This is a genomic window from Streptomyces sp. NPDC053750 (assembly GCF_044544295.1).
Classification (GTDB): domain Bacteria; phylum Actinomycetota; class Actinomycetes; order Streptomycetales; family Streptomycetaceae; genus Streptomyces.
Genome location: NZ_JBITXB010000020.1, coordinates 101,776 through 119,691 on the forward strand (window position 1 = coordinate 101,776; position 17,916 = coordinate 119,691).

The 17,916-nt window shown below is 71.3% G+C and carries 15 protein-coding genes and 1 pseudogene; 14 read left to right on the plus strand and 2 right to left on the minus strand.

From position 1 onward, the window contains the following. The first annotated feature begins 35 nt into the window (after positions 1–35). The gene (gene pruA / locus ACIGO6_RS35885) at positions 36–1,676 is read left to right on the plus strand and encodes an L-glutamate gamma-semialdehyde dehydrogenase (protein WP_399883927.1); all 1,641 of its coding nucleotides are present in this window, start codon (positions 36–38) and stop codon (positions 1,674–1,676) included. Positions 1,677–1,744: 68 nt separating this feature from the next. On the opposite strand, the gene ACIGO6_RS35890 is transcribed toward pruA, so the two are convergent. Continuing rightward, complete coding sequence (locus tag ACIGO6_RS35890) at positions 1,745–1,951, minus strand: DUF5988 family protein (RefSeq protein WP_399883929.1); 207 nt, start codon at positions 1,949–1,951, stop codon at positions 1,745–1,747. A 329-nt stretch (positions 1,952–2,280) separates the two neighbouring features. Here ACIGO6_RS35890 and ACIGO6_RS35895 point away from each other — a divergent pair, with 329 nt between their 5' ends. From ACIGO6_RS35895 to ACIGO6_RS35945, 11 genes are all read left to right on the plus strand, one after another. Next, positions 2,281–2,412, plus strand: a complete 132-nt coding sequence (locus ACIGO6_RS35895; RefSeq protein ID WP_007444772.1) for a hypothetical protein — start codon at positions 2,281–2,283, stop codon at positions 2,410–2,412. A 75-nt stretch (positions 2,413–2,487) separates the two neighbouring features. Next, the gene (locus ACIGO6_RS35900) at positions 2,488–3,531 is read left to right on the plus strand and encodes a 3-isopropylmalate dehydrogenase (RefSeq protein ID WP_399883931.1); all 1,044 of its coding nucleotides are present in this window, start codon (positions 2,488–2,490) and stop codon (positions 3,529–3,531) included. A 259-nt stretch (positions 3,532–3,790) separates the two neighbouring features. Next, on the plus strand, positions 3,791–4,897 hold the full coding sequence (locus tag ACIGO6_RS35905) for a branched-chain amino acid aminotransferase (protein ID WP_399883933.1): 1,107 nt from the start codon (positions 3,791–3,793) through the stop codon (positions 4,895–4,897). Positions 4,898–5,096: 199 nt separating this feature from the next. After that, the gene (ureA, locus tag ACIGO6_RS35910; protein WP_399883935.1) at positions 5,097–5,792 is read left to right on the plus strand and encodes an urease subunit gamma; all 696 of its coding nucleotides are present in this window, start codon (positions 5,097–5,099) and stop codon (positions 5,790–5,792) included. After that, a complete protein-coding gene (locus ACIGO6_RS35915) occupies positions 5,789–7,501 on the plus strand; it encodes an urease subunit alpha (protein ID WP_399883937.1) in 1,713 nt (570 codons plus the stop codon). Before ureA ends, ACIGO6_RS35915 begins: the two co-directional genes overlap by 4 nt. 8 nt (positions 7,502–7,509) lie before the next feature. After that, positions 7,510–8,550: an agmatine/peptidylarginine deiminase gene (locus ACIGO6_RS35920; protein WP_399883939.1), complete on the plus strand. Its 1,041-nt coding sequence runs from the start codon at positions 7,510–7,512 to the stop codon at positions 8,548–8,550. A 10-nt stretch (positions 8,551–8,560) separates the two neighbouring features. Continuing rightward, positions 8,561–9,169, plus strand: coding sequence for a TetR/AcrR family transcriptional regulator (locus ACIGO6_RS35925; RefSeq protein ID WP_399883941.1), 609 nt, complete (start codon positions 8,561–8,563; stop codon positions 9,167–9,169). A 134-nt stretch (positions 9,170–9,303) separates the two neighbouring features. Then, the gene (locus ACIGO6_RS35930; protein ID WP_399883943.1) at positions 9,304–10,569 is read left to right on the plus strand and encodes a TolB family protein; all 1,266 of its coding nucleotides are present in this window, start codon (positions 9,304–9,306) and stop codon (positions 10,567–10,569) included. Between the two features lie 303 nt (positions 10,570–10,872). After that, a complete protein-coding gene (gene cimA, locus ACIGO6_RS35935) occupies positions 10,873–12,477 on the plus strand; it encodes a citramalate synthase (RefSeq protein WP_399883945.1) in 1,605 nt (534 codons plus the stop codon). Positions 12,478–12,547: 70 nt separating this feature from the next. Further along, positions 12,548–13,897 carry a hypothetical protein gene (locus ACIGO6_RS35940; protein ID WP_399883947.1) on the plus strand — a complete coding sequence of 450 codons (1,350 nt, stop codon included), beginning with the start codon at positions 12,548–12,550 and terminating at the stop codon, positions 13,895–13,897. Between the two features lie 56 nt (positions 13,898–13,953). Beyond that, on the plus strand, positions 13,954–14,532 hold the full coding sequence (locus tag ACIGO6_RS35945; protein WP_399883949.1) for a cysteine hydrolase family protein: 579 nt from the start codon (positions 13,954–13,956) through the stop codon (positions 14,530–14,532). Here the strand turns inward: ACIGO6_RS35945 and ACIGO6_RS35950 are convergent. Further along, the gene (locus ACIGO6_RS35950; RefSeq protein ID WP_399883951.1) at positions 14,519–15,076 is read right to left on the minus strand and encodes a YceI family protein; all 558 of its coding nucleotides are present in this window, start codon (positions 15,074–15,076) and stop codon (positions 14,519–14,521) included. The genes ACIGO6_RS35945 and ACIGO6_RS35950 overlap by 14 nt on opposite strands. Before the next feature lie 153 nt (positions 15,077–15,229). On the opposite strand from ACIGO6_RS35950, the gene ACIGO6_RS35955 reads away from it, so the two are divergent. Further along, the gene (locus ACIGO6_RS35955) at positions 15,230–17,587 is read left to right on the plus strand and encodes a polysaccharide lyase family 8 super-sandwich domain-containing protein (RefSeq protein ID WP_399883953.1); all 2,358 of its coding nucleotides are present in this window, start codon (positions 15,230–15,232) and stop codon (positions 17,585–17,587) included. 154 nt (positions 17,588–17,741) lie between these two features. After that, positions 17,742–17,916: pseudogene (locus ACIGO6_RS35960) on the plus strand (methylmalonyl-CoA carboxyltransferase); the annotation flags it as partial.

A 17,916-nucleotide genomic window follows, 5' to 3' on the forward strand; every position in this document is an offset into this window, starting at 1 on the left:
GCACAACCCGCTGAAGTCAAGGAGTTACGGAACCCATGGACGCTGTGACCCAGGTCCCCACCCCCGTCAACGAGCCGGTGCACGGCTACGCCCCCGGCTCGCCCGAGCGTGCCCGTCTGGAGGCCAAGCTCAAGGAGCTGGCCGACAACCCGATCGACCTGCCCTGCACCATCGGCGGTGTGAAGCGGATGGGCGGCGGTGAGCGCTTCGACGTCGTGCAGCCGCACAACCACAAGGCGCGCCTGGGCACGTACGCGAACGCCACCCAGCAGGACGCCCAGGACGCGATCGACGCCGCCCTGGCCGCCGCCCCGGCGTGGCGCGCGATGTCCTTCGACGACCGCGCGGCGATCATCCTGCGCGCCGCCGAGCTGCTGTCCGGTCCGTGGCGCGAGACCATCGCCGCCTCCACCATGCTCGGCCAGTCCAAGACGGCCCAGCAGGCCGAGATCGACAGCCCCTGCGAGCTGATCGACTTCTGGCGCTTCAACGTGCACTACGCCCGCAACATCCTGGCCGAGCAGCCCCCGGCCAACTCCCCGGGCGTGTGGAACCGCATGGACCACCGCCCGCTGGAGGGCTTCGTCTACGCGATCACGCCGTTCAACTTCAGTGCGATCGCGGCCAACCTGCCCACCGCGCCGGCCCTGATGGGCAACGTGGTGGTCTGGAAGCCGTCCCCCACGCAGACCCACGCCGCCGTGCTGCTCATGCAGCTCCTGGAGGAGGCCGGGCTGCCCAAGGGCGTCATCAACCTGGTCACCGGTGACGGCATCGCGGTCTCCGAGGTCGCCCTGGAGCACCGCGACCTCGCGGGCATCCACTTCACCGGCTCGACCAAGACCTTCCAGCACCTGTGGAAGACGGTCGGCAACAACATCGAGAAGTACCGCACCTACCCGCGCCTGGTCGGCGAGACCGGCGGCAAGGACTTCCTGGTCGCCCACCCGTCGGCCGACCGCGCGGTGCTGAAGACCGCCCTGACCCGCGGTGCCTTCGAGTACCAGGGCCAGAAGTGCAGCGCGACCTCCCGCGCGTACATCCCGGCGTCGATCTGGAACGACGGCTTCAAGGAGGAGTTCGCCGCCGAGGTCGACTACCTCACCATGGGTGACGTCACCGACCTGTCGAACTTCATCGGCGCCGTCATCGACGAGCGGTCCTTCGCCAAGAACAAGGCCGCCATCGACCGGGCCAAGGAGGACGAGGCCTGCACGATCGTCGCGGGCGGCTCCTACGACGACTCGGTCGGCTACTTCGTCCGCCCGACGGTCGTCGAGTGCAGCGACCCGGAGAACGAGGTCTTCCGCACGGAGTACTTCGGTCCGTTCCTCGCCGTGTACGTGTACGACGACAGCAAGGCCGACGCGTACGACGAGATGCTGACCCAGATGGAGTCGGTCTCCGACTACGCCCTCACCGGCTCGGTCATCTCGGGCGACCGCGCGGCGGCGGCGTACACGATGGAGAAGCTGCGCTACGCGGCCGGCAACTTCTACATCAACGACAAGTCGACCGGCGCCGTCGTCGGCCAGCAGCCCTTCGGCGGCGGCCGTGCCTCCGGCACCAACGACAAGGCCGGCGCCCCGCAGAACCTGATGCGCTGGACCCTGACCCGCGCCATCAAGGAGACGCTGGTCCCGCCGACCGACTACACGTACCCGCACATGGGCTGACACCCCACGCAACCCGGACGGGCCAGGTCTTCGGACCTGGCCCGTCCGCGTGCGACCGGGCCCAGGGCCTAGCCGGGCATCTCCGTGCGCTCCCACCACTCGTAGACCCGGAGCCTGCCTTCCGGTGTGTCGGAGTGGCGGTCGGTGGGCCTGAAGTGCTCGTAGCCGTTCCGCAGCTCGATCTTCAGGTCCTCCCCGGGCGTGGTGATCGGGACGACCCGTTCGGGCAGATCCTGCGGGCCGCCCTCGAGAAGTGCCTTGGCCGTGTCGTTCATGTCCTCACCGTTCCCCCGGCCGGAACGCGGTACCACACGGTGCCCGGAGGATCAGTCGTGTGGACCAGGCGTGCGAAACCGCAGGTCGGTGCCGTGTGATCCACTCCACCGTCTCAGATAGTAGGAAGTCCGAGTAATTGTGGAGACAGGGGCGCGCTCCTCCCCTAGTTTTGTAGGAGCCGAACGTCTCGCTCGATCAAGCGAATGGCGGTCGTGAGCCGGGCCCCGTGCAGGCAACCCCTGCGGCCCGTGACTCCCCGTCCCTTCCGGCGTCTCGTAATCCCCCTTTCTCCGCACCCTCGTGTGCTGTGCCGAAGGAGTCGATCCCCATGGCCGAGACGACCGTCCGCCGCCGAGTCCGCCACCTCTCCCGTACCAGCGACTCCGACCGCAAGAACGCCGCCGCCGCACTCCAGCGCGCCCTCGACCGCCGGGACAACGGCGGCGCCACCGGTCACTGAGCCGCGCGGACGACAGCGGCGTCCGTATGGCGGACGTCGCGTGTCATCCCGTGGGACGGGCGATAGGGTGCCGTCATGTCTCGCAGCCTCAATCTCGCAGTGATTCCCGGTGACGGCATCGGCCAGGAGGTCGTGGCCGAAGGTCTGAAGGTCCTCTCCGCCGTCCTCCCGCAGGATGTGAAGCTGGAGACCAAGGAGTTCGACTTCGGCGCCCGGCGCTACCACGCCACCGGTGAGACCCTCACCGACGCCGACCTCGACGCCCTCAAGGCCCACGACGCCATCCTGCTCGGCGCGATCGGCGACCCGTCGGTGCCGTCCGGCGTCCTGGAGCGCGGCTTCCTGCTCAAGCTCCGTTTCGCCTTCGACCACCACGTCAACCTGCGTCCGAGCAAGCTGCTGCCCGGCGTCGCCACCCCGCTCGCCGGTCAGCCCGAGATCGACTTCGTCGTCGTCCGCGAGGGCACCGAGGGCCCGTACACCGGCAACGGCGGCACCATCCGCAAGGGCACCGAGCACGAGGTCGCCACCGAGGTCTCCGTCAACACGGCCTACGGTGTCGAGCGCGTGGTCCGCGACGCCTTCGCCCGCGCGCAGGCCCGCCCCCGCAAGAAGCTCACGCTGGTGCACAAGAACAACGTGCTGACCTTCGCGGGTCACCTGTGGACGAACGTCTTCAACAAGGTGGCCGAGGAGTACCCCGAGGTCACCACCGACTACATCCACGTCGACGCCGCGACGATCTACCTCGTCACCGACCCCGGCCGCTTCGACGTGATCGTCACCGACAACCTCTTCGGCGACATCATCACCGACCTCGCCGCGGCCGTCTCCGGCGGCATCGGCGTCGCCGCGAGCGGGAACATCAACCCGTCCGGCGAATTCCCCTCGATGTTCGAGCCGGTCCACGGTTCCGCGCCCGACATCGCCGGCCAGGGCAAGGCGGACCCCACCGCCACGGTCCTCTCCGTCGCCCTGCTGCTGCGTCACCTCGGCTACGAGGCCGAGGCGGCCCGCATCGAGGACGCGGTCTCCGCCGACCTCGGCGAGCGCGGGGACAAGCCCGCCCGCTCCACCTCGGAGATCGGCGACGCACTCGCCGTACGAGTAGCCGGCTGACCCGGCGCACTCGAAATCCAACCTTTCGAAGCCGCCGGGTCCGAAATACAAGGCACCCGGCGGCTTTCTCCTGCGTCCGCCAGGTGCGACCATCGAACCCTGGGCCGCATTCACCCCGTTTCATCCGTCGCGGGCCGCGCGCGATAATCGAACGCGAAGCCGCGACTTGAGGGAATGCTCGGACGTCCTAGCACCGGCCACCGGCCGTACGGGCGTGACAGCGGCCCGTCACAATCAAACCGGTGAAGGACAGCAACCCATGACGACGCCCACGATCGAGCTCAAGCCCTCCGCCAACCCGCTCTCCGACGCAGAGCGCCAGGCGATCCTGGCCAACCCCGGGTTCGGCCGCCACTTCACCGACCACATGGTGACCATCAAGTGGACCGAGGGCCGCGGCTGGCACGACGGTCAGCTCGTTCCGTACGCCCCGCTCTCCCTCGACCCGGCCACCATGGTCCTGCACTACGCGCAGGAGATCTTCGAGGGACTGAAGGCCTACCGCCGCCCCGACGGGTCCGTCGCCACCTTCCGCCCGGAGAAGAACGCCCAGCGCTTCCAGGCCTCCTCGCGCCGGCTCGGCATGCCGGAGCTGCCGGTGGAGATGTTCATCGAGGCGTGCGACGCGCTGGTCACCCAGGACCAGGAGTGGGTCCCGGCGCACGGCGGCGAGGAGTCCCTCTACCTGCGCCCGTTCATGATCGCGACCGAGGTCGGCCTGGGCGTGAAGCCCGCCAACGAGTACCTCTTCCTCGTCATCGCCTCCCCGGCCGGCGCCTACTTCCCCGGCGGCGTCAAGCCGGTCTCCATCTGGGTCTCCGAGGACCGCGTCCGCGCCGTCCCCGGCGGCATGGGCGACGCCAAGACCGGCGGCAACTACGCGGCCTCCCTGCTCGCCCAGGCCGAGGCCGCCACCAAGGGCTGCGACCAGGTCTGCTACCTCGACGCCATCGAGCGCAAGTGGGTCGAGGAGCTGGGCGGCATGAACCTGTACTTCGTGTACGGAGCTGCGTCCAATTCAAAGCCAGTGATCGTCACGCCCTCCCTCACCGGCTCCATCCTGGAGGGCGTCACCCGCGACTCCCTCCTCACCGTCGCCCGCGACCTCGGCTACGAGGCCGAGGAGGGCCGCATCTCGGTCGACCAGTGGCAGCGCGACTCGGAGAACGGCACCCTCACCGAGGTCTTCGCCTGCGGTACCGCGGCCGTGATCACCCCGGTCGGCACGGTCAAGCGCGACGGCGCCGAGTGGCAGCAGAGCGGCGGCGAGCCCGGCGAGGTCACGCTGCGCCTGCGCGGGGCCCTCCTCGACATCCAGCGCGGCACCGCCGAGGACAAGCACGGCTGGATGCACACGCTGGCCTGACCCCCACGTACGGCCGTCGGGGCCGCTTCGGACACCGTGTCCGAGGCGGCCCCGACGCGTCTTCCGGGCCCGAGACGCCCAACAATTAGAGCGCTGTTCAATGTGACGTCCGCCAAGCTCTTCCACCGAGGTTTCCGTCCAGGCGGCCCTGGGTTTAGAGTCGTGCTCTAAAGCGAAGCAGGCAAGGAGGCGCCGCGACGTGAGACTGACCCCCACCGAACGTGACCGGCTGCTGCTCTTCGGGGCGGCCGAGCTGGCCCGGGCCCGCCGGGCCCGCGGACTCAGGCTGAACGTCCCGGAGGCGACCGCGCTGATCGCGGACACCGTCTGCGAGGCCGCCCGCGACGGTGCGCGGCTCGCGGAGGCCATCGAGCGCGCCCGCTCCGTGCTCGGCCCGGACGACGTGCTGCCGGGCGTCGCCGACGTGGTCACCGAGGTGCACGTCGAGGCCGTCTTCGACGACGGCTCGCGGCTGGCGGTCGTCTCCGACCCCATCGGCGGCGGACTGGGCGAGGACGCGCCGGGCGCCCTGCTGCCGGGACCCGACCACGCCGAGCCCGAGGCGGCAGTACGGATCCCGGTCACCAACACCGCGACCGTGCCCGTCTCCGTCACCTCCCACTTCCACTTCTTCGAGGCCAACCCGCGCCTGGACTTCGACCGGGAACGGGCCTACGGCATGCGCCTCGCCGTCCCCGCTGGCTCCTCGGTGCGCTTCGGGCCGGGGGAGAGCGCCGAGGTCGGCCTCGTACCCATCGGCGGGCGGCGCGTCGCCGTCGGGTTCGCCGGACTGGTCGACGGCCCGCTCGACGCGCCGGGCGCGAAGGAGGAGGCCCTGCGCCGGGCGCGGGCCTGCGGATATCTGGGAGTCACACCGGAAGGAGGCGAGCGATGAGCCGCTCGAAGGGACGCGAGATCAGCGAGTCGGTCCACATCGACCCCCACGCCTACGCAGCCACCCACGGCCCGCGCGCCGGCGACCGGGTCCGCCTCGGCGACTCGGGCCTGGTGATCCGCGTGGAGTCCGACGCCCAGAGTTACGGCGACGAGTTCCTCGCCGGCTTCGGCAAGACCGCCCGCGACGGACTGCACCTCAAGGCCGCCGCCGTACGCGAGACCTGCGACGTCGTCATCAGCAACGTCGTCGTGATCGACGCCGCTCAGGGGATCAGGAAGGTCTCCATCGGCATCCGCGAGGGCCGGATCTGCGGGATCGGCCGGGCCGGGAACCCCGACACCCTCGACGGGGTCGACGTCGTGGTGGGCACGGGAACGACCATCGTCTCCGGCGAGGGCCTCATCGCCACCGCCGGCGCCGTCGACACCCACGTCCACCTGCTCTCCCCGCGCATCATGGAGGCCTCGCTCGCGTCCGGCGTGACGACGATCATCGGGCAGGAGTTCGGCCCGGTCTGGGGCGTCGGCGTGAACTCGCCCTGGGCCCTGAAGCACGCGTTCGGCGCCTTCGACGCCTGGCCGGTCAACATCGGCTTCCTCGGCCGGGGTTCCTCGTCCCACGAGGCTCCGCTCATCGAGGCGCTGGCCGAGGGCGGGGCGTCCGGCTTCAAGGTGCACGAGGACATGGGCGCCCACACCCGCGCCCTCGACACCGCGCTGCGCGTCGCCGAGGAGCACGACGTCCAGGTGGCCCTGCACAGCGACGGTCTGAACGAGTGCCTCTCCGTGGAGGACACCCTGCGTGTCCTGGAGGGCCGCACCATCCACGCCTTCCACATCGAGGGCTGCGGCGGCGGACACGTCCCCAACGTCCTGAAGATGGCCGGCGTCCCCAACGTCATCGGCTCCTCCACCAACCCCACCCTGCCCTTCGGCCGGGACGCGGTCGCCGAGCACTACGGCATGATCGTCTCCGTCCACGACCTCAAGACCGACCTGCCGGGCGACGCCGCCATGGCCCGCGACCGCATCCGCGCCGGGACCATGGGCGCCGAGGACGTGCTGCACGACCTGGGCGCGATCGGCATCACCTCCTCCGACGCGCAGGGCATGGGCCGGGCCGGCGAGACCGTCCGCCGCACCTTCGCCATGGCCGGGAAGATGAAGGCCCAGTTCGGCGCCGACGCAGACGACGACAACGAGCGCGTCCTGCGCTACATCGCCAAGCTGACGATCAACCCCGCCATCGCCCACGGTCTCTCCCACGAGGTCGGCTCGATCGAGGTCGGCAAGCTCGCCGACCTCGTTCTGTGGCGCCCGGAGTACTTCGGGGCCAAACCGCAGCTCGTCCTCAAGTCCGGCTTCCCTGCGTACGGCGTGGTCGGCGACCCGGGCGCCGCCACCGACACCTGCGAACCCCTCGTCCTCGGCCCCCAGTTCGGCGCGCACGGGGCGACGCCCGCCGAGATCTCGGTCGCCTTCGTCGCCCAGGCCGCCCTCGACCAGGGCCACGACACCATGCCGACCCGCCGCCGCAGGGTCGCCGTGCGCGGCACCCGCGGCATCGGACCCGCCGACCTGCGCCTGAACTCCCGTACCGGACAGGTCGACGTCGACCAGCGCACCGGCCTGGTCACCCTCGACGGCGACCCGCTGCGCTCCGACCCGGCCGACTCCGTCTCCCTCAACCGCCTGTACTTCCTCTAAGGACCCCCATGTCTGCTGCCGCCGACGGCTTCCGCATGCCCCCCGAGTGGGCTCCGCACGAGCGCACCTGGATGGCGTGGCCCGGCCCCAACCCCACCTTCGACGACCCCGAGGACCTGGCCGCCTCGCGCCGTGCCTGGGCGTCGGTCGCCCGCGCGGTGCGGCGCTTCGAGCCGGTCACGGTGGTGTGCGGCCCGGGCCGGTCCGCCGAGGCGAGGGTCCTGCTCGGCCCGGACGTCGACACCGTCGAGCGCGAGCTGGACGACGCCTGGATGCGCGACATCGGCCCGACGTTCCTGACCGACGGCCGGGAACTGGCCGCCGTCGACTGGACGTTCAACGGCTGGGGCGCCCAGGACTGGGCCCGCTGGGAGCACGACGCGAAGATCGGCGCGTACGTCGCCGACCTCGCGGGCGCCCGGACGTACACCTCGCGGCTGGTGAACGAGGGCGGCGGCATCCATGTCGACGGCGAGGGCACCGTCCTGCTCACCGAGACCGTGCAGCTCGGCCCCGAGCGCAATCCCGGCTGGACCAGGGAGCAGGTCGAGGCGGAGATCCACGCCCACCTCGGCACCAGCAAGGCCGTCTGGCTCCCGCGCGGTCTGACCGCCGACTACCCCCCGTACGGCTACGGCACCCTCGGCCACGTCGACATCGTCGCCGCCTTCGCCGCCCCCGGAGTCGTCGTCGCCCACCACCAGCCGGACCCGGCCCACCCCGACCACGAGGTGACCAAGGAGGCCATCGGCATCCTGAGGTCCGCCACCGACGCCAGGGGCCGCCGCCTGGAGGTCGTCGAGGTCCCGGCCCCGACCGTGCTGGAGGCCGACGGCCACTGGGCCGACTACTCCTACATCAACCACTACGTCTGCAACGGCGGCGTCGTGCTCTGCGGCTTCGACGACCCGCGCGACGAGATCGCGGCCGGTATCTTCCGCCGGCTCCACCCGCAGCGCACGGTCACCCTGGTGGACGCGCGTACGATCTTCGCGGGCGGCGGAGGCATCCACTGCATCACGCAGCAGCAGCCGAGGATCCAGGGCTAAGGAGCAGCCGATGGCAGGAGGTGGCCGTAGGCAGGCCCCGCCGCGTGAGGACGTCCTCGCCGCCGCCATGGCGATGATCGCCGAGCGCGGCCTGGAGAAGCTCACCATGGCGGCGCTCGGCCGCGAGGTCGGCATGAGCAGCGGCCACCTCCTGTACTACTTCCGCTCCAAGGACGAGCTGCTGCTGCGCACCCTGGAGTGGAGCGAGGGCCGCCTCGGCGCCGAGCGGGCCCGCCTGCTCACCCGTGGCGGCACGGCCCGCGAGCGCCTCGACGCCTACGTCGACCTGTACGTCCCCGACGGTCACCGCGACCCGCACTGGACGCTGTGGCTGGAGGTGTGGAACCGCTCGCAGAGCGCCGCCGTCGAGTCCGACGCCCGCGACCGGCAGGCCGCCATCGAGGGAGCCTGGCACCGCGACCTGGTCGCCCTGCTCGCCGAGGGCGTCTCGCGCGGCGAGTTCCGCCCCGTCGACCCGGACCGTTTCGCGTCGCGCCTGCGCGCCCTCCTCGACGGCTTCGCCATCCACGTGGCGATCGGGCTGCGGGGCATGGGCCGGGACCAAGTCCTCGGTCACGTGAGGGAGTTCATGGCGAGCGGCCTCCTCACGGACGCCTGACCCCGCGCCCGGGTTGTAGGCAATACGGGTGATTGACCCCGTGGCGTGCGATGCGCTTGTCTCGGGGGAGCCCTCGGCGCGGGGCCGGGGGAAGGGCGTCAACGGGGAAAACAGGGGGAATCGTGCTCAGAACCATGCGTGGAGCGTCCGTCGTGGTGCTCGCGGGGGCGATGGTCGCGCTGTCGGCGGCCTCGGCGGCACCGGCGCCGAAGCCGGGCACCGAGAGGGTCACGCTGGCGGTGACGGGGGAGCAGGGCAACGGCGACTCGTACGGTCCGCAGCTCAGTGCCGACGGCCGCTTCGCGGTCTTCTCGGGACACGCGTCCAACCTGGTGCCCGGCGACACGAACGCGCTCGCCGATGTCTTCGTGCGCGACCTGCGCAAGGGAACCGTGGAACGGGTCAACGTCGGCCCGGACGGCGCGCAGGCCGACGGCGACTCGTCCGCGCTCGCCGTCAGCTCCGACGGGCGGTACGTCCTGTTCCGCTCCCAGGCCCGGAACCTGGTCGACTGGGAGACCCCGCCCGCGGACGCCGGGGCGTACGACATCTACCTGCACGACCGGCGCACCGGCAGCACGGAGCGGATCAGCGTCGGCCTCGACGGCGGCTCCGCCTACGCGGGCGGCGCCGTCATGTCCGCCGACGCCCGTTACCTCGCCTTCGACGCCAAGGCCGACCGGATGGAGAACGAACCCGGCGACCTCTTCGGAGCCGTGTACGTCCTCGACCGGCGCACCGGCGCCGTGGAGCGGATCAGCAACCGTGACCGCCCGACCCATCCCGCCCTGCTGCAGGCCATCAGCGCCGACGGCCGCCACGTGGCGTACACACAGCTCGTGCCCCGCAGCTCCAACGGCGCCACCTGGGTCCACGACCGCCGCACCGGCACCGAGGAGCGGGTCAACGTCCGGGCGGACGGCACCCCGGCCGAGCGGTACGCGCTGCCCGCCTCGCTCTCCGCGGACGGCCGGACCATCGCCTTCCAGTACTGGGGTGACGACTTGGTGCCGGGCGAGACCCCCGGCGACGACACCCACCTCTACGTCCGCGACCTGCACACGGACGTCACCCGGCGCGTCGATCCCGGACCGGCGGGCGAGACGGGGCCCCGCCAGCCAGTGCTCAGCCCGGACGGCCGGTACCTCGCCTACCAGGCGGACCCCCGGTCGGCGGAAGGGCGGCTCGGACCGGCCAACGTCTACCTCCGCGACCTGCGCACCGGCACCACCCGTACGGTCAGCGAATCCGTCACCGGGGGCCCGGTGACCGACGCCGCGGTGACGGTGTCCTGGGTGAGCGCGGACGCCCGGCGCATCGGCCTCGGCAGCGACTCCGCCCAGCTCGTCCCCGGCGACACCAACGGCCACTACGACGGCTTCGTCCGCCGCCTGCGCTGAACGCCCTCTGCTCGCATCCTGAGACGGACGGTGAGCACGGGGACGGACTGTGCCAGACTTCCGCCGTGCTCTCGTTCGCCATGATTATTGGCAGCAGGCGCGCCGGTCCGCAGTGACCGCCACGTACGACCAGGTACGGGTGGACACCGTCGTCCTCGACCCGCGCGCAGACCTCTCGCACCCGCGAGAGGTTTTTCGTTTTCCTGGCCCACCTCCAGCCGGGAAGGGAGCGCGAGGGATCATAGATGGATGGTGGAGCCGGTCATTCCGGTAGACCGAGATCCCATACAGGAGCCTTCAGACATGACCGCTACCAGCGAACTCGACGATTCCTTCCACGTCTTCGACACCACCCTGCGCGACGGCGCGCAGCGCGAGGGCATCAACCTCACGGTCGCGGACAAGCTGGCGATCGCACGCCACCTGGACGACTTCGGCGTGGGCTTCATCGAGGGCGGCTGGCCCGGCGCCAACCCGCGGGACACCGAGTTCTTCGCCCGCGCCCAGGAGGAGATCGACTTCCAGCACGCCCAGCTGGTCGCCTTCGGCTCCACCCGCCGCGCCGGCACGACCGCCGCCGAGGACCCCCAGGTCAGGGCGCTCCTGGAGTCCGGCGCCCAGGTGATCACGCTGGTCGCCAAGTCCCACGACCGGCACGTCGAACTCGCGCTGCGCACCACCCTGGACGAGAACCTGGCGATGGTCGCCGACACGGTCTCCCACCTCAAGGCGCAGGGCCGCCGGGTCTTCGTCGACTGCGAGCACTTCTTCGACGGCTACCGCGCCAACGCCGAGTACGCCAAGGCGGTCGTCCGCGCCGCCTCGCAGGCCGGTGCCGACGTCGTCGTCCTCTGCGACACCAACGGCGGCATGCTCCCGGCGCAGATCCAGGCCGTGGTCGCCACGGTGCTGGCCGACACCGGCGCCCGGCTCGGCATCCACGCCCAGGACGACACCGGCTGCGCCGTCGCCAACACCCTCGCCGCGGTCGACGCGGGCGCGACCCACGTCCAGTGCACGGCGAACGGCTACGGCGAGCGCGTGGGCAATGCCAACCTGTTCCCGGTCGTTGCCGCGCTGGAGCTGAAGTACGGCAAGCAGGTCCTGCCGGAGGGCCGGCTGCGCGAGATGACGCGGATCTCCCACGCCATCGCCGAGGTCGTCAACCTCACCCCCTCCACCCACCAGCCCTACGTCGGTGTCTCCGCGTTCGCGCACAAGGCGGGCCTGCACGCCTCCGCGATCAAGGTCGACCCGGACCTGTACCAGCACATCGACCCCGAGCTGGTCGGCAACACCATGCGGATGCTGGTCTCCGACATGGCCGGCCGTGCCTCCATCGAGCTCAAGGGCAAGGAACTCGGCATCGACCTCGGTGGCGACCGCGAACTGGTCGGCCGGGTGGTCGAGCGGGTCAAGGAACGCGAGCTGGCGGGCTACACGTACGAGGCCGCAGACGCCAGCTTCGAGCTGCTGCTGCGCGCCGAGGCCGAGGGCAGGCCCCTGAAGTACTTCGACGTCGAGTCCTGGCGCGCGATCGTCGAGGACCGCCCCGACGGCACCCACGCCAACGAGGCCACGGTCAAGATCTGGGCCAAGGGCGAGCGCATCGTCGCCACCGCCGAGGGCAACGGTCCGGTCAACGCCCTGGACCGGTCCCTGCGCGTCGCGCTGGAGAAGATCTACCCGGAGCTCGCCAAGCTGGACCTGGTCGACTACAAGGTCCGCATCCTGGAGGGCGTCCACGGCACCCAGTCCACGACCCGGGTCCTCATCTCCACGAGCGACGGGGCGGGGGAGTGGTCCACGGTGGGCGTCGCCGACAACGTCATCGCCGCCTCGTGGCAGGCCCTGGAGGACGCGTACACCTACGGATTGCTGCGGGCGGGGGTTTCGCCCGCCAGGTGATCCGGGGCTTTCGCCGGATTCCCTGCCGCACTGATGTCTTATTTAGGGCCATTCGGGTACTTTCGAACGTATGAAGGGCGCCCGTGTTCGAGTCCTCATACGCCTCCTGGTCGCGCCGGTCGTCGCCGTGCTGGCGGTGCTGATGGCCGGCGCGCCCGGCGCGCAGGCGGCGACCGACGTCTCCGAGATCGGCGCGGCCCTGCGCGAGAGTCCCGTGTACGTGGACCCGGCCGCCTCCGACCTGCTGGCGAAGTCGGACGCGGAGGCGCTCGCCGACAAGATCGAGGACGCCGACGAGCCCGTCTTCGTGGCGGTCCTCCCGGCGGACTACCCGACCGAGAACCTCTTCCGTAACCTCCGCACCGAGACCGGCATCACCGGTCTGTACGGAGTGCGGCTCGGCGACGAGTTCGACGCGCGCGCCGACAGCAGCGTGCTGAGCCGTCAGGGAGTGAACAACCTGGTCACGGCGGTGCAGGGCGCGGGCGACGCCAAGGCCCAGCTCAACGACTTCGTCGACGACGCGCTGCGCAGTGTGCGCGGCTCCGCCCCCTCGTCCTGGGACTCCGGCGACGCCTCCGTGCCCACGGGCGCCCTGATCACCGCCGGCGCGGTGGTGGCGGCCGGCGGCGCGGGCGCCTACGCGATCGCCCGGCGCAACCGGCGTCGCCGCGAGGAGGAACAGCGCGAGGCACTGGAGCGGCTGCGGGTGGTGGTCGACGAGGACATCACCGCGTTCGGCGAGGAGCTGGACCGCCTGGACTTCCACCCGGCGGAACCGCACGCCGACGACGCGATGCGCGCCGACTACGAACGCGCCCTCGACGCCTACGACCAGGCCAAGACGTTCATGGCGGGTGCCCGTAAACCGGAGGACGTCCGCGCGGTCACCCAGGCCCTGGAGAACGGCCGCTTCTCGCTCGTCCAGCTGGCCGCCCGCCGCGAGGGCAGGCCGCTGCCCGAACGCCGCCCGCCCTGCTTCTTCGACCCGCGCCACGGCCCGTCGGTCGCCGACGTCACCTGGACCCCACCGGGCGGCGCCACCCGTGACGTCCCCGTCTGCGAGGCCGACCAGGTCCGGCTGTCCGAGGGCCGGGACCCGATGATCCGCGAGGTGGACACCGACCAGGGCCGCCGCCCCTACTGGGACGCGGGCCCGGCCTACGGCCCCTGGGCGGGCGGCTACTTCGGCGGCGGCATCCTGCCCGGCCTGCTGCTCGGCACGATGCTGGGCAGCATGATGGCGAGCCCCGCCTACGGCGCCGGTTACGGCGGCGGCTACGGCGACTTCGGCGGCTACGAGGGCGGCGACGTCTCCGGCGCGGACTTCGACACCGGAGACTTCGGTGGCGGATTCGGCGGTGGCGACTTCGGTGGCGGCGGTGGCTTCGGCGGTGGCGACTTCGGCGGCGGTTTCTGACGCGGCGGCGGGAAAAGCGGCGGCGGCCGCCCCGGGCACGCCGCTACGGTGAGCCCATGCCGTCCAGGACCGCGCTCCTCGTCATCGACATGCAGAACGCCATGCTCGCCATGGCGTACCGGGCCGCCGGGACGGTCGCCGCGATCGCGGGGCTGAGCGAGCGGGCCCGGGCGGCCGGAGTACCGGTGGTGACCGTGCGGCACCGGGGCGAGGGCCTGGTGCCCGGGACCGAGGGCTGGCGCATCGTGCCCGAGCTGGCGCCCCGGGAAGGGGAACCCGTCGTCGACAAGACGACCCCGGACAGCTTCCTGGACACCGACCTCGACGCGACCCTGAAGGGGCTCGGTGTCACCGAGGTGGTCGTGACCGGGTTCGCCACGGAGATCTGCGTGGACACCACGGCGCGGCAGGCGCTGAGCCGTGGCTACGACCTGGTCGTCGTGGCCGACGGGCACACCACGTCGGTGCGGACCGCGGCGGACGCCGGCCACCTCGTAGCCGCGGACCGTTCGATCGCCCAGTACAACACGATCTACCGCACGATCGGCTGGCCCGGCCGCCGCATCCGCGTCCGGGCCGCAGCCGACGTGGACCTCGGTGCCCCCGAGGGGGCGCGGGGCGTCACGCCTGCCTGATCGCCGAGATGTCGAAGTTCAGCTTGATCTTGTCGGAGACCAGCACGCCGCCCGTCTCCAGCGCCGCGTTCCAGGTGAGCCCCCACTCCGAGCGCTTGATCTCGGCCTTGCCCTCGAAGCCGACGCGCTCGTTGCCGAAGGGGTCCTTGGCGGCGCCGTTGAACTCCAGGTCGATGGAGATCGGCCCGGTCGTGCCGAGGATGGTCAGGTCGCCGGTGATGCGGTAGTCGTCGCCGCCCAGGGCCTCCGCCTTGGTGGAGCGGAAGGTCATCTTCGGGAACTCGTCCGTCTTGAAGAAGTCCGAGCTCTTGAGGTGCCCGTCGCGGTCGGCGTTACCCGTGTCGATGCTGTCCATCGTGATGTCCAGGGTCGCCGTGGAGCCGGCGGGGTCGGCGCCGTCCAGGTGCAGCGAGCCGCTGAAGTCGAGGAACTTGCCCTTGACGTTGGTGACCATGGCGTGGCGCGCCGTGAAGCCGATCGTCGTGTGGGCGGGGTCGATCACGTACGTACCGGTCAGCGTGGCGAGGTCCGGGGTCGTGGTCATGGCGTCCTCCTGGGAGTGGTCGGAGTGCTGTCGCACTGTTGATGTTGAATGTTCAACCAGTTCAACGGTCACGACTGTAGACCTATTCCGTCCGGCCATCAACGGTTGCGTCCGGCGTGGCGCCGTCTGACGGACCGCCGATGTGGGAAAGGCATGCACATGACTCCCATGCGGCCGCACAACCCCCGGATCCCCGCCCGGCCCACCCGCCGCGCCGTCCTCCTCGCGGCGACACTGGCCGCCACCCTCACTCCCGCCCCCCGCGCCGCGGCAGCCGCCGACGACGACCCCTACGCCACCCTTCGCCGACGCTGGCTCGACATCGCCCTGGGCACCGGCTACGACCCGGCCGCCGAGCCGTACGCCTCCCGCCTCGCCGAGACCGGCGCACGCGCCCGCTCCTTCCAGGCCACCATGGCTCCCACCCCCACGTCCCTCTGGCCCGGCCACCCCTTCGACCCGCCCGCCGGCATCACCTTCGGCTACGGCCGCCTGTGGACCATGACGCAGGCCTACGTCCAGCAGGGCACCGGCTCCACCGGCGACGAAGCCCTCCTCGCCACCGTCCTGCGTGGCCTCGACCACCTCTCCACCACCGTCTACAACCCCACCACCACCCGCTACGGCAACTGGTGGGAGTGGCAGATCGGCAGCCCCCGCCTCCTGATGGACATCACGGCCGCCCTCTACGACCACCTCGGCACCGAGCGCGTCACCGCCGCCTGCGCGGCCGTCGACCACTTCGTCCCGGACGCGATGCTCGGCGACTACACCGGCACCTCCACCGGCGCCAACCGCGTCGACCTGTGCCGTTCCGTCGCCCTGCGCGGCATCCTGGGCCGGGCCCCCGCCAAGACCGCCCTCGCCCGCGACGCCCTCTCACCGGTGTTCCCGTACGTCACCCAGGGCGACGGCCTCCACGCCGACGGCTCGTTCGTCCAGCACACCTGGGTCGCCTACTCGGGGACGTACGGACAGGTCATGCTGGACGGGCTCGGCAGGCTGTTCACGCTGCTCGTCGGCTCGCCGTGGGAGGTGACCGACCCCGCCAGGCAGATCGTCCTCGACAGCGTCGAGCGCGCCTACGCACCCCTCGTCCACGACGGCCTGGTCATGGACGTGGTCAACGGGCGGGCCATCAGCCGGGGTTACCTCAAGAGCGACGACCTGCACGTGATGCGCAGCGACCACTTCCACGGACAGCAGCTCATCGCCGCCATGGCGGTCCTCGCGGGCGGCGCGAGCGACGCCGAACGCGAGCGCTGGTACGCGCGGATCAAGGGCTGGCTCGCACGCGACACCGTCACGCCCATCCTCACAGCACCCCAGTTCCCGGTCGCGGACCTGGCCCGGCTGCGCGCCGTCGCCGACTCCCCGGTCGAGGCCGCGCCCGAGCCCACCGGGCACCACCTCTTCGCGGCCATGGACCGTGCCGTCCACCGCCGGCCCGCCTTCACCGCCGGCCTCGCCATGGCCAGTGACCGCATTGCCCACTACGAGTGCGGCAACGGTGAGAACCCGCGCGGCTGGCACACCGGCGCCGGAATGCTCACCTGGTGGGCGAACGGAGCCAGGTCGGACGAGTACACCGACTGGTTCTGGCCCACCGTCGACTGGTACCGGCTGCCCGGCACCACCGTCTCCACCAAGCGCCTCCCCGACCGGGCGGGCGGCGAATGGGGCGCGCCCAAGCCCGACGCACGCTGGGTGGGCGGCACGACCGACGGCACGTACGCGGCCGTCGGACAGCACCTCAAAGGGCTCGGCTCGACCCTGGAAGCCCGCAAGTCCTGGTTCTTCCTCGACGACGAGGTGGTCTGTCTCGGCGCCGGCATCACCTGCACGGACGGCGTCCCGGTGGAGACGGTCGTCGACAACCGCAACCTGGGGGACGGCGGCACCCAGGCCTTCGTCCAGGGCCGGGGCTGGGCCCATCTGGAGGGCCACGGCGGCTGGATCGTGCCCGAGGGCGACCTGCGGACCCTGCGCGAGGACCGCACCGGAGCCTGGTCCGACATCAACACCACCAGTACGACCGAGCGCCGCACCCGCCGCTGGCAGACCCTCTGGCTGGACCACGGCACGGACCCGGCAGACGCCGACTACGCCTACGTCCTCATGCCGGGGGCGTCCCGCCGTGCCGTCGCCCGGCGCGCCGCCGACCGCCGCCGGCTCACGGTCCTCGCCAACGACGGCCGGCGCCAGGCGGTCGCCGTCCCCGCGCTGGGGTTCACGGCCGCGAACTTCTGGCAGGCCGGTACGGCCGGCCCGCTCACCGTGACGGCCGGGGCGAGTGTGCTGGTCCGCCGCCGGGGCCGTACCGCTACGCTCTGCGTGAGCGAGCCGCCGCGCACCGGGGAGCCGTTCGAGGTCGTCTGGGACCATCCGGTGCGGAGGGTCTCACGGGCCGACGAGACGGTCGAGATCCTCACGACGGGCCGCCGACTGCGCGTCCGCGTCACTCCAGGGGTGGTATGTACCACCCATGAATGTGAGGTGACTCTCAGCTGACGGCTTTGTGCGACCCCTACAAGCGCCAGGCCCTCTGAGCAGTCAGAACGGCTGCATGCCCTCAGGGTTCTGTTCAGGTGCACCAGGAAAACACGCCGGAGACTGTACGGAGTCGACGGCTCGCATTCTGCGCTCGGCTTCGTAGAGTCACTACATGACCGTTTTGGATGAGGCGCCGGGTGAGCCGACGGACGCGCGCGGACGAGTGGCCGAGCTGCACGAGATCCGTGCGCAGGCGCTGGCCGGGCCGAGCGAGAAGGCGACGGCGGCGCAGCACGCCAAGGGCAAGCTGACGGCGCGGGAGCGGATCGAGCTGCTGGTGGACCCGG

Coding starts and splice junctions, on each gene's coding strand:
- pruA (WP_399883927.1), top strand. CDS start 36: ATGGACGCTGTGACCCAGGTCCCCACCCCCGTCAACGAGCCGGTGCAC.
- ACIGO6_RS35890 (WP_399883929.1), bottom strand. CDS start 1,951: ATGAACGACACGGCCAAGGCACTTCTCGAGGGCGGCCCGCAGGATCTG.
- ACIGO6_RS35895 (WP_007444772.1), top strand. CDS start 2,281: ATGGCCGAGACGACCGTCCGCCGCCGAGTCCGCCACCTCTCCCGTACC.
- ACIGO6_RS35900 (WP_399883931.1), top strand. CDS start 2,488: ATGTCTCGCAGCCTCAATCTCGCAGTGATTCCCGGTGACGGCATCGGC.
- ACIGO6_RS35905 (WP_399883933.1), top strand. CDS start 3,791: ATGACGACGCCCACGATCGAGCTCAAGCCCTCCGCCAACCCGCTCTCC.
- ACIGO6_RS35915 (WP_399883937.1), top strand. CDS start 5,789: ATGAGCCGCTCGAAGGGACGCGAGATCAGCGAGTCGGTCCACATCGAC.
- ACIGO6_RS35920 (WP_399883939.1), top strand. CDS start 7,510: ATGTCTGCTGCCGCCGACGGCTTCCGCATGCCCCCCGAGTGGGCTCCG.
- ACIGO6_RS35925 (WP_399883941.1), top strand. CDS start 8,561: ATGGCAGGAGGTGGCCGTAGGCAGGCCCCGCCGCGTGAGGACGTCCTC.
- ACIGO6_RS35930 (WP_399883943.1), top strand. CDS start 9,304: ATGCGTGGAGCGTCCGTCGTGGTGCTCGCGGGGGCGATGGTCGCGCTG.
- cimA (WP_399883945.1), top strand. CDS start 10,873: ATGACCGCTACCAGCGAACTCGACGATTCCTTCCACGTCTTCGACACC.
- ACIGO6_RS35940 (WP_399883947.1), top strand. CDS start 12,548: ATGAAGGGCGCCCGTGTTCGAGTCCTCATACGCCTCCTGGTCGCGCCG.
- ACIGO6_RS35945 (WP_399883949.1), top strand. CDS start 13,954: ATGCCGTCCAGGACCGCGCTCCTCGTCATCGACATGCAGAACGCCATG.
- ACIGO6_RS35950 (WP_399883951.1), bottom strand. CDS start 15,076: ATGACCACGACCCCGGACCTCGCCACGCTGACCGGTACGTACGTGATC.
- ACIGO6_RS35955 (WP_399883953.1), top strand. CDS start 15,230: ATGCACATGACTCCCATGCGGCCGCACAACCCCCGGATCCCCGCCCGG.